This window comes from Pseudomonas sp. BF-R-01 (assembly GCF_019946615.1).
Taxonomy (GTDB): Bacteria; Pseudomonadota; Gammaproteobacteria; order Pseudomonadales; family Pseudomonadaceae; genus Aquipseudomonas; species Aquipseudomonas migulae.
The window spans coordinates 1-12,609 of record NZ_JAGYFX010000141.1 but is presented as its reverse complement, the minus strand read 5'-3'; the positions used below and the strand labels follow the sequence as shown (position 1 = coordinate 12,609).

Annotated in this window: 12 protein-coding genes and 1 pseudogene; 3 read left to right on the top strand and 10 right to left on the bottom strand. The window is 60.5% G+C overall.

Annotated elements, in window-relative coordinates; all coding sequences use genetic code 11:
- Nucleotides 1–228 (top strand): DUF6124 family protein (locus tag KGB27_RS29000; RefSeq protein ID WP_223557236.1); only part of this gene is annotated, 228 nt, incomplete at its 5' end.
- Nucleotides 229–248: 20 nt separating this feature from the next.
- Here KGB27_RS29000 and KGB27_RS28995 read toward each other — a convergent pair.
- On the bottom strand, nt 249–1,112 hold the full coding sequence (locus KGB27_RS28995) for a phosphatase PAP2 family protein (RefSeq protein WP_223557235.1): 864 nt from the start codon (nt 1,110–1,112) through the stop codon (nt 249–251).
- Nucleotides 1,113–1,120: 8 nt separating this feature from the next.
- Nucleotides 1,121–1,792, bottom strand: coding sequence for a histidine phosphatase family protein (locus KGB27_RS28990; RefSeq protein WP_223435491.1), 672 nt, complete (start codon nt 1,790–1,792; stop codon nt 1,121–1,123).
- 258 nt (nt 1,793–2,050) lie between these two features.
- Here KGB27_RS28990 and KGB27_RS31700 point away from each other — a divergent pair.
- Nucleotides 2,051–3,064: pseudogene (locus KGB27_RS31700) on the top strand (methyl-accepting chemotaxis protein); the annotation flags it as partial.
- A gap of 42 nt (nt 3,065–3,106) precedes the next feature.
- Entirely contained in the window at nt 3,107–3,970 is an 864-nt protein-coding gene (locus tag KGB27_RS31695) for a methyl-accepting chemotaxis protein (protein ID WP_411736724.1), read from the top strand.
- Between the two features lie 178 nt (nt 3,971–4,148).
- On the opposite strand, the gene KGB27_RS28980 is transcribed toward KGB27_RS31695, so the two are convergent.
- From KGB27_RS28980 to KGB27_RS28945, 8 genes are all read right to left on the bottom strand, one after another.
- The gene (locus tag KGB27_RS28980; protein ID WP_223415918.1) at nt 4,149–4,361 is read right to left on the bottom strand and encodes a FitA-like ribbon-helix-helix domain-containing protein; all 213 of its coding nucleotides are present in this window, start codon (nt 4,359–4,361) and stop codon (nt 4,149–4,151) included.
- A 68-nt stretch (nt 4,362–4,429) separates the two neighbouring features.
- Nucleotides 4,430–4,798: a glyoxalase superfamily protein gene (locus KGB27_RS28975; protein ID WP_008036566.1), complete on the bottom strand. Its 369-nt coding sequence runs from the start codon at nt 4,796–4,798 to the stop codon at nt 4,430–4,432.
- A 156-nt stretch (nt 4,799–4,954) separates the two neighbouring features.
- A complete protein-coding gene (locus tag KGB27_RS28970) occupies nt 4,955–6,430 on the bottom strand; it encodes an N-acyl-D-amino-acid deacylase family protein (RefSeq protein ID WP_223557234.1) in 1,476 nt (491 codons plus the stop codon).
- A 1-nt stretch (nt 6,431) separates the two neighbouring features.
- Nucleotides 6,432–7,292: a MurR/RpiR family transcriptional regulator gene (locus KGB27_RS28965; protein WP_008029861.1), complete on the bottom strand. Its 861-nt coding sequence runs from the start codon at nt 7,290–7,292 to the stop codon at nt 6,432–6,434.
- A gap of 15 nt (nt 7,293–7,307) precedes the next feature.
- Nucleotides 7,308–8,657, bottom strand: a complete 1,350-nt coding sequence (locus tag KGB27_RS28960) for a gluconate:H+ symporter (protein ID WP_223557233.1) — start codon at nt 8,655–8,657, stop codon at nt 7,308–7,310.
- 306 nt (nt 8,658–8,963) lie between these two features.
- Entirely contained in the window at nt 8,964–10,409 is a 1,446-nt protein-coding gene (locus tag KGB27_RS28955) for a SulP family inorganic anion transporter (RefSeq protein ID WP_223557232.1), read from the bottom strand.
- Nucleotides 10,410–10,614: 205 nt separating this feature from the next.
- Nucleotides 10,615–11,508, bottom strand: coding sequence for an NAD-dependent epimerase/dehydratase family protein (locus tag KGB27_RS28950; protein ID WP_223450580.1), 894 nt, complete (start codon nt 11,506–11,508; stop codon nt 10,615–10,617).
- Nucleotides 11,509–11,611: 103 nt separating this feature from the next.
- Entirely contained in the window at nt 11,612–12,523 is a 912-nt protein-coding gene (locus KGB27_RS28945) for a LysR family transcriptional regulator (protein WP_008024659.1), read from the bottom strand.
- Nucleotides 12,524–12,609: the final 86 nt, after the last annotated feature.

Below are 12,609 nucleotides of genomic sequence, written 5' to 3'. Positions count from 1 at the left end.
TCCCCATACCGCCCCAGCCCCTTCTTCACGATCCTTCCCGACATCGGCACTGAAAACCTCCTCGCCCATGCCTGCGAGTCATTGGCATCCGCCAGCGTCATGACCAGCGATTTAGCCACCTACCTCGATGGTTCACAGCGCAACACCGCGCTGGCCATTGCGCAGATCATCATGCTGGCAGAGCTGGCAGTGAACCAGGCACTGGATAACGTTGATCCGCAGGAGTAGGCAGGCATACCGCGTCATCGTTAATCGCGAGCAGGCTCGCTCCTACACTGGACCGCGTTCCCTTGCGGGAGCGAGCCTGCTCGCGATGACGGACGGCCAGCCGACAGTGATGTCATCTGATCCACCGGCACATCCAGCCGCGCTCGCCCATAAAACGCCAACGCCGTCAGTAAACACGCCAGCCACACGAAGATCCCGGCCCAGAACGTGTGGGACATGTAGTGCCAGCCTTGCAGGACCCGCGTTGTGCCATAGACGAAACCGAGCAGCAGCGAGCCGTACATCAGCGCTTTCGAATAGCGCCAGCGATAGCGGCGAGCCACGAAGTACAACGCCAGCATGGTGAACCCGCCGGACGCATGCCCGCCCGGCCAGCAGCGCCCCTCACCGGCTTCCCTGAACAGTTGGAAGTTTTCGTACCACTCCATGTGGGCAATTTTCCCGCCATACAGGGTCGTTTCAATCGGGCAATACACGCTGGTGTGCGCCTTGAGGAAATGGATCACCCCGGTGCAAATGGCAAACGCGAACACCACAAACAGAAAATCCCGACGATGGTCATAGGCAAACTTCAACACCGGAGCGGCTTTACTCCGCTCCAGGAATCGGCCAAGACGCGGTCGCTTTTGCGGGTTGATCAGCGGCCAGACAAACGACAGCATCGCACCGATCAAGGCAATTTCAGCAGTCCAGTTCGGAATGATGCGCGCCCATTTATGGGTGAGTTTTTCAAAGAAGTGAATCTGGTCGAGCGGGAAGGTCTGGGTCAGCGGATCAAAAAAAAGATTACTGAACGCGATGTCGATTTTGGTCATGTCGAACATCAGAAAAACGACGGCTGCGCAGGCCAATGGAATACCGAAGTTGAAGTAGTAAAAACGCATGGGATTACTCATTGGCTGGTCACCGAGCGCCAGTCGGAAGCTTCGATATAACCAAGCATTCGCGGCGCCTGTAGCGATTCGGCGGAGATAAACAAAGAGGCGCCATAGCCAAGAGTGGCCGTCGGCAGCTTGAGGCCTTTCTCGATCTGCGCCATGCATTCACTGTGGGTCACCAGAATCAGATTACGCCCTGGTACTTTGTGCGCCAGCGCGTCACGCAACATCGTGCCCTTGCAATTGATCAACCACTCCTCATGAGTACTCACCTTGTTGAACATGTAGGAGGCCGTCTGCGCGGTCCGCATCATCGGGCTGTTGTAAATGTCAGCCTCGCCCAGGCCGAGCCTTTCGAATTGCGCACCGACACTCACGGCGACGCTGCGCGAACGATCCGTGATGCCGTCATTGCCCGTCAGACACGCGGCCGTCGAGTGATCGCAGCGCTCGACATGGCGCACCAGCACAATCATGTCGCCCTTGGCCCAACCGGATAACAACGCCCGGGCGCCCGAGACATTGCCATGGGCCAGGTCCGGAACGGCGGCAGGCCGCAACAGCCAGACGGTCAACGGGATCACCAACAGCGCCGAGGCGAGTACCACTGCGGTGTTTCGATAGCGGGTAAAACGGCTCAGATCAATCGAGCGTTTGACCCCGAACAGACTCAGTCTCAATTCCACATCAGGCCGCCTCACCGGCATGCATCACTTACATTCGATGCCGCGAGGGTAGAGAGGCTCGCGTCGGCAGCCGGTGAAACCCATGTGAAAAAAAGCTTAAGCCCCCTGCAAAAACTTTTGTTACAGAACCGTCTGACAAAATCCTTTCAGCTCTCGCGATTGCTGCCGATACAGACCTGCTACACACCCTTGGCTACCAAAAACAACAATCTTCCAGCCAACCGACGACCAAAAGCGCAACGTTCCTGGAGGAATTTGATGAATAGCTGGTTCGGCAACATCAGCGTGAACATGAAACTGGGCCTGGGGTTTGGCCTGGTCCTGGCACTGACCTGCGTCCTCGCCCTGACCGGCTGGACGAGCCTGGGCAGCCTGATTGACCGCAGCAACTGGATGAGCGACATCACCCAGCTCAATGCCGGCCTGACCAAACTGCGTGTGGTTCGCTTGCAATACATGCTGACCAACGGCGATGAAACCACCGCGCAGAACGTCCAGACCACCCTGGATGCGTTTGCCGCTCAGCAACAAGCGCTGCTGGTGAAGTTCAAGAGCCCGGAAAACCTCAAGCTGCTCAAAGAGCAAGGTACGCAAATTGACGCGTACAAAACGTCCCTGAACAAAATGCGCAGCGCCTACCGCGCCGGCAACAGCGCGCGCGACGCCATGGGCGCCAACGCGGAAAACGCGAATTCGCTGATCAACGCCATCAGTACCCGCGTACAACAAATGCCGTTGAGCGATCAGCGCTTCGAACAATTCCAGGCCATCACCGCCGCCAAGGAAGCGTTCATGCTGGCCCGCTACGAAGTGCGCGGTTATACCGCGACCACCAACGCCGAGACCGAGCAGAAAGCCGTCGGCCAACTGGACGCGGCCATCGCCAGCCTGAAACAGCTCAATGTGCAATTCGCCGACACTATGCTGGACGAGTTGCGTCAGCTGGAAACGGCATTGAGCAATTACCGCAGCGCTTTGCAGGCCTATAAGGCCGCGAGCAACGATGCTGTGCAGGCGCGCAAGGAAATGACCGATCAGGGCGCCGCTATCGTGACCCTCAGCGAGCAGCTGTATCAGATCCAGCTCGACCGTCGTGACGCTGAAAGCGCGCAAGCCCGCACCCTGCAACTGATCAGCACCTTGCTGGCATTGCTGGTCGGGATCATTGCCGCTGTCATCATCACCCGTCAGATCACCCGCCCCCTGCGCGACACGCTGGCAGTGGTCGAGCGCATCGCCGGCGGCGACCTGTCCCAGGATGTCAAAGTGACGCGCCGCGATGAACTCGGCGTCTTGCAACAAGGCATCGCGCGCATGGGCGTGACCCTGCGTGACCTGATCAGCGGTATCCGCGACGGCGTTACCCAGATCGCCAGCGCCGCCGAAGAGTTATCCGCCGTGACCGGCCAGACCAGCGCCGGCGTTAACAGCCAGAAGATCGAGACCGATCAGGTGGCCACCGCCATGCACGAGATGACCGCCACCGTGCAGGAAGTCGCGCGCAATGCCGAAGAAGCTTCACAAGCAGCGGCCGCCGCCGACGGCGAAGCCCGCGAAGGCGACAAAGTGGTCAACGAAGCCATCGCCCAGATCGAGCGCCTGGCCAGCGAAGTGGTGCGTTCCACCGAAGCCATGAGCGTGCTGCAACACGAAAGCGACAAGATCGGCAGCGTCATGGACGTGATCAAGGCCGTGGCCGAACAGACCAACCTGCTGGCACTCAACGCCGCTATCGAAGCAGCGCGCGCCGGTGAAGCCGGTCGTGGTTTTGCCGTGGTGGCCGACGAAGTGCGTGGCCTGGCCCAGCGTACGCAGAAATCCACCGAGGAAATCGAAGGCCTGGTGGCCGGTTTGCAGAACGGCACGCAACAAGTGTCCGCCGTGATGAACAACAGCCGCGCCCTCACCGACAGCAGCGTCGCCCTGACCCGCAAGGCCGGCGTGTCACTGGAAAACATCACCCGCACGGTGTCCAACATCCAGTCGATGAACCAGCAGATCGCTGCCGCCGCCGAACAGCAAAGCGCCGTAGCCGAAGAGATCAGCCGCAGCATCATCAACGTACGCGACGTGTCCGAACAGACCGCCGCTGCCAGCGACGAAACCGCTAAATCCAGTGTTGAACTGGCGCGGTTGGGTAATCAGTTGCAGATGATGGTGAGTCACTTCAGGGTTTGACGTTCACTTTGCGGTGAATGGAAGACCGCATTCGCGGGCAAGCCACGCTCCCACAGGTTTCGCGTCGTTCAATGTATGTGCGAACGACATAAGACCTGTAGGAGCGTGGCTTGCCCGCGAATGCAATCGAACAGACAACGGATACCTGGGATCAGCCCTTAGCCTCGCTTTCACCGCCTTAACGCAGAGGCAGATCTAACTCGATACCACCACTCTCTCTGAATCGATTATTGATTCGACTCCCCAAACCGCAGGTACGACCATTCGGGTCGAGCGCTTTCCTCAAGATGAAGAGAGCCTCCTCTTCAACTGAACGGCAATTACTCTCTGCCGCGATTCGCAATTGCTCGTAGATCTGCTGATCAAGATTGCCAATGGTAATGCTGGCCATAAGCGCCTCCTGTGCTCGTCGAAATTGAACGGACGACACTATCACGAGGCGTGATTTTTCCTGCCGCGTTACACACTAATCGCATTGGTAAACACCAACCGATTCCCGAACGGATCAGCGATGGTCATGTCCTGGCTGCCCCACGGCATGGCCTGGATCTGTGGGTGCGAAAACGTGTAGTCCTTGGCCAGCAATTGCTGCTGAAACGCCTCCAGCTCATCGGTCTCGATGCGCAGCGCCGAGCCCGGTGTGCTGTCGCCGTGATGTTCCGACAGGTGCAACACGCATTCGCCGCGGGAGACTTGCAGGTACAGCGGGAAATTCGGCTCGAAACGGTGCTGCCAGTCGATCTTGAAACCGAGGAAGTCGACGTAGAACTCCACGGCCTTGTTTTCGTCGAAAATCCGCAGGATCGGGGTGGTTTTGCCGAAGCTCATCAAGTTGCTCCCAGACTGGTAAGGCCCAGAGTGTAGCCGGGCTAGTGTCAGCGCTTCGGCTTGGCGATGGCTTTCTTTAATTGCAATGTGCCACCACGTGAAGCAGTTCAAAAGATTTGTCGACTGGCTGATCGCTTTCGCCGGCAAGCCTGGCTCCTACAGGGGTTTGTGGAGGCTCTGAAAACCGTCACGCAAATTGCCTTCCCGCGCCAGGAACCGCCCTTCCCTTTTGCCGTTCGCCTGCCCTTCGCTGTAACTCAACACACCGTTGACCCACACCCCGTCGATGCCTTCTGCCGCCCGCTGCGGATCGTTGAAATCCGCGACATCACGAATCGTTGCAGGATCGAACAACACCAGGTCAGCCCAATGCCCTTCACGGATTTCACCGCGCTCCTTCAAGCCGAATCGCGACGCGGACAACCCGGTCATTTTGTGTACCGCGGTGTGCAGCGGAAACAGCCCGACATCGCGACTGAAATGTCCGAGGACGCGTGGGAAAGCGCCCCACAAACGTGGATGCGGGAATGGGTCTTCCGGCAAGCCGTCGGAGCCGACCATCGACAGCGGATGCGCGAGGATGCTTCGTACGTCTGCCTCGTCCATTCCGTAGTACACCGCGCCAGCCGGTTGCAGCCGGCGAGCGGCTTCCAGCAGCGGAACGTTCCACTCGGCGGCGATATCCATCAGGTCGCGGCCACCGAGTTCCGGGTGCGGCGTGGACCAGGTGATGGTGATGCGGTGCGCATCGGTAACTTGCTTGAGGTCCAGGGTCGAAGAGCTCGCCGCGTAGGGATAACAATCGCAGCCCACCGGGTGGGTTTTCGCGGCCTCTTCAAGTGAGGCCAGCAGTTGCGGACTCCGCCCCCAGTTACCGGCGCCGGCACATTTGAGGTGGGAAATGATCACCGGTGATTGCGCATGACGGCCGATCTGGAACGCCTCGTCCATGGCCTCCAGCACGGGCTCGAATTCGCTGCGCAAATGGGTGGTGTACACCGCGCCGAACGCGGTCAGTTCTTCGGTCAGTTGCATCACTTCATCGGTGGACGCCGAGAACGCGCTGGCGTACGCCAGACCAGTGGACAGACCCAACGCGCCGGCTTCAAGACTTTCGCGCAGTTGCTCACGCATCGCGCTGATTTCATCCGGCGTGGCCGTGCGAAACAGGTCATCAAGGTGATTGCTGCGCAATGCGGTGTGGCCGACCAGAGCGGCGACGTTCAACGTGGTGTTCGCCGCTTCGACCGCCGCACGGTAGTCGCGAAACGTCGGGTAAACAAAGGCCGCCGAGGTGCCGAGCAGGTTCATCGGGTCTGGCGGATCGCCCTTCAAACTCACCGGCGAAGCGCTGATCCCGCAGTTGCCGACGATCACCGTGGTCACGCCCTGGCTGAGCTTGGGCAGCATTTGCGGCTGGCGGATCACCACCGTGTCGTCGTGGGTGTGCACGTCGATGAAACCCGGCGCCAGCACTCGGCCAGCGGCGTCGATTTCTTCGGTGGCGGTGGCGTCGTGCAGGTCGCCGATGCGCTCGATGCGGCCATGCAGAATCGCCACGTCGGCGGGGTAACCGGGGGCGTTGCTGCCGTCGATGATCAGGGCGTTGCGAATCAGCGTGTCGTACATCATGTCAGTCTCCCAGCGGCAAGTGATCGTCGCCGCCGCGGTAATCGTCGAGGGCGAGTTTGATCCGCCGCAGACGTTCTTGATTGTCTTCAGGATTGGCCAGCGCCAGCTCGGTTGCGAGCACGTCGATGGCCAGCAGCATGCCGTAGCGCGCCGCCGTGGGTTTGTAGATGAACGAGGTTTCCGCACTTTGCAGTGGCAGCACGATGTCGGCCAGTTGCGCCAACGGCGAGTCACTGCGTGTGATGGCCAAAATTCTTGCGCCGTAGTTGCGGGCCAGTTCCACCGTTTCGAGCAACTCGGGGGTGATGCCGGTCAGCGAACAGACGATGACCACGTGCTCGGCACTGAGGCTGGCTGCGGTGACCCGCATCATCACCGGGTCGTGACACACCGAAATCGGGTAGCCGAAGCGCACCAGCCGCACTTGCAGTTCATCGCTGCACAAGGTCGAGCAACCGCCCATGCCGAAGGCATGAATCATCCGCGCCTTGCCCAACAGTTTCACCGCGTCGGCGAAGCGCGACTCGTCGAACGCCGACAGGTGCTGACGCAACGTCGACTCGATATCGCCCACAATCTGCCCATAGAACGCCGATTGATCGGGCGTGCCCGCCGGGTCGAGAAAACGGCTGCCGACGCCGCTGGCCTGTGCCAGTTGCAGGCGCAGGTCGCGCAAGTCGCGGCAACCCACCGTGCGGGCGAAACGCGACAGCGTGGCGGTGCTGACTTCCGCTCTCAGCGCCAGCTCGTCGAGGCTGGCGGCAGAGGCAAATCCTACGTCGTCGAGCATCAGCCGCGCGATGCGTCCTTCGCCGGCGCTGAAGGAATCCTGACGGGCGCGGATCTGGTAGAGGATGTCCATGGCAGGCGGCTCCGGTTAAATCAGGTAAGAAAGACCCACGGTCAACGCAAAGGCGACCAGCGAAATAATGGTCTCCAGCACGGTCCAGGTCTTGAACGTCTGGGTGACGCTCATGTTGAAGTATTCCTTGATCAACCAGAAGCCGCCGTCGTTGACGTGGGAAAAGATCACCGACCCGGCGCCGGTCGCCAGCACCAGCAACTCCGGATGCGGATACCCCAGACCAATGGCCACCGGCGCGACAATGCCGGAGGCGGTGGTCATGGCCACGGTGGCGGAACCGGTGGCGATGCGCATCAACGCGGCGAACAGCCAGCCCATCAGCAGCGGCGACAGGTGAAATTCGTGGGCCAGGCTGACGATCTGGTCGGTGACCCCGGCGTCCACCAGGATCCGGTTCAAGCCGCCGCCGGCGCCGACCAGCAAGGTGATGCTGGCGGTTGGCGCCAGGCATTCGTTGGTGAACTTGAGGATCGATTCGCGGTTGAAGCCTTGGGCGAGACCGAGGGTCCAGAAGCTCAGCAGGGTCGCCAGCAACAGCGCGATCACCGAGTTGCCGATGAACAGCAAAAACTGGTTGAAACCGCTGCCCGGCGTGGAGATCAGGTTGGCCCAGCCGCCGATCAGCATCAACAGCACCGGCAACAGAATGGTCGCCATGGTGATGCCGAAACCCGGCAGGCTGTCGCGCGGTTCAAGCTCAAGAAACTGCCGTTCCAGCGGGTTTTCCGCCGGCAGTTGAATGCGCGGCACGATGAACTTGGCGTACAGCGGGCCGGCAATAATCGCCGTCGGAATGCCGATCAGAATCGCATACATCAACGTCTGCCCGACCGACGCCTGATACACCTGCACCGCCAGCATCGCCGCCGGGTGCGGCGGCACCAGCGCATGCACCACCGACAGCCCGGCGACCATCGGCAAACCGACCATCAGAATCGATACACCCACGCGGCGCGCCACGGTAAAGGCAATCGGCACCAGCAACACAAAACCGACTTCGAAGAACAGCGGCAGCCCGACCAGGAACGCGATGCACACCATGGCCCAATGCGCGTTCTTCTCGCCAAAACGGTCGATCAAGGTGCGCGCCACCTGCTCGGCGCCGCCGGACTCGGCCATCATCTTGCCGAGCATCGTGCCCAGCGCCACCACCAGCGCGATATGCCCCAGGGTCTTGCCGACACCGGCCTCGTAGGCGCCGACTACGCCGGACGGCGGCATGCCGGCCAGCAGCGCCAGGCCGATGGAAACCAGGGTGATGACGATGAAGGGATTAAGCCGGTAACGGGCGATCAGAACGATCAGCGCGATGATGGCGATGGCGGCATATACCAGCAGCCAATAGCCGAAGGACAGGGTCATGCGGTACTCCTCGAAAGGGTCACGTCGAAAGTTTTGTGAAACTCTTAAAACATTTCGAAGCGTGAAACTCAAACGAGGTGAAAGTAATTTTCGTGCAGGGGTAAGGGTTGTCGCGCAGAGATATGCGAGGTCGGTGAATATGAAAATCAGGCACGCAAACTTTCATCCATTCCCCTGTAGGAGCGAGCCTGCTCGCGATGGGCGTCAACGATAACGCGCACTTCCTGAATCAACGCGTTGTCTGAACGTTTTTCGCGAGCAGGCTCGCTCCTACAGGGAATGGCCGCAGCCCAGAGGATTGATAGATCAGTCGTGACTGACCCGGGCACGCTTGAGCAACTTCTTGCAGCGTTCGGACAGGTGCAACACCCGCAGATGCTTGCCCGCCTTGGCGTAACGCTCGCGCAGGGTCTTCAGCGCCGCGATGGCCGAGTAGTCGACGAAGCTCAGGTGACGACAATCAATCGTCACCACCGACGGGTCGTTGGCAGGATCGAACTGGTTGAGAAACGGTGTAGTCGAGGCAAAAAACAGCGTGCCATGCAGCAGGTAAAGCTTGCTGCCGTCGGTTTCGAGGTGACTATCGGCATACAGCTCGCGGGCCTGCTGCCAGGCAAAGTTGAGCGCTGCAATGATGATCCCGCAAAGCACGGCGGTGGCCAGGTCGGTGAACACCGTGATGACCGTTACGGCGACGATCACCAGCACGTCGTTCAGCGGCACCTTGTTGACCACCCGCAGCGAAGCCCAGGCAAACGTCTGTTGCGACACCACGAACATCACGCCGACCAATGCTGCCAGCGGAATGCGCTCGATCAGCGGCGACAAGAACAAAATGAACAGCAGAATCAGCACACCGGCCACCACGCCGGAAAGCCGACCTCGGCCACCGGAGCTGAGGTTGATCACGGTCTGGCCGATCATCGCGCATCCGCCCATGCCGCCAAACACGCCGGAGACCATGTTGGCCGCGCCCAGCGCCACACACTCACGATCCGGGAAGCCACGGCTCTCGGTGATTTCGTCGGTCAGGTTCAGGGTCAACAGGGTTTCCAGCAGGCCGACCAGCGCCATCAATATCGCGTAGGGGGCGATGATGCGCAGGGTGTCCAGCGTCCATGGAATGTCTGGCAAGGCCAGCGTCGGCAAGCCACCGGCGATGTGCGCCATGTCGCCCAGGGTGCGAGTCGGCAAGCCGAGCAGATACACCGCCAGACCGACACCCAGAATCGCCACCAGCGCTGGCGGCACGGCGCGGGTCAGTCGCGGCAGCAGATAGACGATCGCCATCGTCAGCGCCACCAATCCGCTCATCACATAAAGCGGTGAGCCGCTGAGCCAGTTGTCACCACTCTTGAAGTGTTCCAGTTGCGCCAGCGCGATGATGATCGCCAGGCCGTTGACGAAGCCGAGCATCACCGGATGCGGCACCATCCGCACCAGCTTGCCGAGCTTCAGCAACCCGAACGTCAGCATGATCAACCCGCCCAGCAACACCGTCGCGAGCAAGTACTGCACACCGTGCTGCACCACCAGCGCGACGATCACCACGGCCATCGAACCGGCCGCGCCCGACACCATGCCCGGCCGACCACCGAACAGCGCGGTCAGGGTGCAAATGATGAACGCGCCGTACAGGCCCATCAGCGGATTGAGGTGAGCCACCAGCGCGAAGGCGATGCATTCTGGCAACAAGGCGAAAGAGGTGGTGAGCCCGGCCAGGACATCGGCGCGCAGACGGTTTGCTTTCATGGGGAGGACTGGACACAACTGGGGAAGAGGGGGCGGATGGTACGGAATTGAGGGCGGCCCGGCCAGTTGCGGTGCTGTTGAAGACGCCTTCGCGGGCAAGCCTCGCTCCTACAGGGGTTGTGTCGTTCACCCATTTTGTGAGCGACACAACCCCTGTAGGAGCGAGGCTTGCCCGCGAAGAACGATGACGCGGTCTAAAGCGAACTCACACCATCTCGTTAAGAATCCACTCAACCACCGAAGTCCGCTTCGGCACCCAACCCAGCAACTCCCGCGCATGCTTGCCGCGCACCCGGCTGTTGGAACCCAAACCGTAGTTGGCCATTTCATAACCCCACTCGGCTTCGGCCTCTTTCAGCGGCCAGTCTTGCGGCTCAGCGAGATTCAACGCCTGGGCAATCGCCGTGGTCATGTCGACGAACGACGCTTCACCGCTTTCAACGAAGTAAAACGTGCCCGGTACGTTTTTGGTCAGCGCCAGCAAGTACAGGGACACCACGTCTTCGATGTGCACGTTGGACCAGATGTTCCGGCCGGTGCCGACGTGGCGCACCACACCACTTTTGCGTGCCTGTTTCAGCAGGCGCGGCAACTGCACGCTGTCGCGATTGACGCCCAGGCTGTGGCCGTAGATCAGCGTGTTACAGATGACCGCCGAGTTCACCCCGTCGTTCGCCGCATCGAGGATCAGGTTGTCGATGGCCACGCGGGCCGCCTTGTCGACAGTAGGCTCCGGCAGCGTGTCTTCGTAATAAATGGCGTCGCCGAACTGGCCGCCCGACGCATCGCCGACGATGCTCGAACCGCTGGTGTGCAGGAACACCTTGTTGGAACCGCGCAAGGCATTGACCAAGGCTTCCACCGCGCCGCGATGGTCGCTGCTGGCGGCATTGATCACCGCGTCGGCAGCGCGGGCCTGTTCGGCCAATAGTGCGCTGTCGTCAAGAGTGCCGATGACCGCCGTGATGCCCAACGCGCTCAGCTCATTGGCTTGTTCGCTGCTGCGCACCAGGCCGGTGACCTTGTGGCCAGCGCGAACCAGGCCCGTAGCGATGGAGCCGCCGATGAAACCTGCAGCGCCGGTAACGAATACGTTCATGGAGAAACTCCCTGCGTGAATAAGTGATGCAACGAGTATCAAGCAGTCATCACGACTGAAAAATCCCCGTTGACCCAATTCACTCTTGCGCAGGAGTCATGAATCAACCTTCAAAATCCGCATTCGCGTACACCGCCAATTTGCCCTGGATAAAGTCCAGGAAGCACTGAATCCGCAGGGCCAGCTGCGAGTTGCGGTAATAGACCGCGTTGATCGGCTGGCGATAACCGCTGTTGAAATCCGCCAGCAGCACTTTCAGGCGCCCGGCACGGATGTCTTCGATGGTCATGAAATGCGACAGGCTGGCAATGCCCTGACCTTCCAGCGCCAGGTGCCTGATCGTCTCGCCGCTGGACGCGCTGATGGACGCCTGAATCGGCCAGCGATCGCCATGCACATAACGCAGCGGCCATTGGTTGAGGCCTTCATTGTGGGTGAAGCCCAACAGCGCATGCCCGCTCAGGTCCTCGACCACCAGCGGTGTGCCGTGTTGCTCAAGGTAAGCCGGGCTGGCGACGATGTGCAGCGGGCTGCAACCCAGCGAGCGGGCATGCAGGGTCGAGTCGGCCAGCGTGCCGATGCGGATGGCGATGTCGGTGCTTTGTTCGAGCAGGTCGATGATCAGGTCGTTGCTGTTGAGTTCGAGCTGGATGTCCGGGTAGAGCCGGCGGAACTCGTCGATGTACGGCACGATGGCGTGCAGCATGAACGGCGAGGCGGCGTTGATCCGCAAACGCCCGGACGGGGTTTGCTGACGTGAACTGAGGCGTTCTTCAAGCTCCTCCATCTGATCGAGAATCAGTTTGGCGTGCTCGAAGAAATACTTGCCCTCCTCCGTCAGGTCCATGCGCCGCGTGGTGCGGTTGATCAGCGTGGTATCGAGCTTGGCCTCCAGCCGCGACAACGTGCGGCTGACCGCCGAAGGCGTCTGCCCGACCTGTTCGGCCGCAGCGGAAATCGATCCGCACTCAATCACGCAGACGAAAATCTGCAACTCATCGGATCTGGCTTTCACCTGTGTTCCTTATCGAGAATTCAGCGCCGATCGCTTTTTGTAGGAGCCGGCTTGCTGGCGATAGCGATCTTGAGGGCGCCATCGCC

Bases quoted from the DNA above. Each gene is read 5' to 3' on its own strand.
- KGB27_RS28980 (WP_223415918.1), bottom strand. From the start codon at position 4,361: ATGGCCAGCATTACCATTGGCAATCTTGATCAGCAGATCTACGAGCAA.
- KGB27_RS31695 (WP_411736724.1), top strand. From the start codon at position 3,107: ATGGGCGTGACCCTGCGTGACCTGATCAGCGGTATCCGCGACGGCGTT.
- KGB27_RS28965 (WP_008029861.1), bottom strand. From the start codon at position 7,292: ATGGACATCCTCTACCAGATCCGCGCCCGTCAGGATTCCTTCAGCGCC.
- KGB27_RS28960 (WP_223557233.1), bottom strand. From the start codon at position 8,657: ATGACCCTGTCCTTCGGCTATTGGCTGCTGGTATATGCCGCCATCGCC.
- KGB27_RS28970 (WP_223557234.1), bottom strand. From the start codon at position 6,430: ATGATGTACGACACGCTGATTCGCAACGCCCTGATCATCGACGGCAGC.
- KGB27_RS28995 (WP_223557235.1), bottom strand. From the start codon at position 1,112: ATGCGTTTTTACTACTTCAACTTCGGTATTCCATTGGCCTGCGCAGCC.
- KGB27_RS28950 (WP_223450580.1), bottom strand. From the start codon at position 11,508: ATGAACGTATTCGTTACCGGCGCTGCAGGTTTCATCGGCGGCTCCATC.
- KGB27_RS28975 (WP_008036566.1), bottom strand. From the start codon at position 4,798: ATGAGCTTCGGCAAAACCACCCCGATCCTGCGGATTTTCGACGAAAAC.
- KGB27_RS28955 (WP_223557232.1), bottom strand. From the start codon at position 10,409: ATGAAAGCAAACCGTCTGCGCGCCGATGTCCTGGCCGGGCTCACCACC.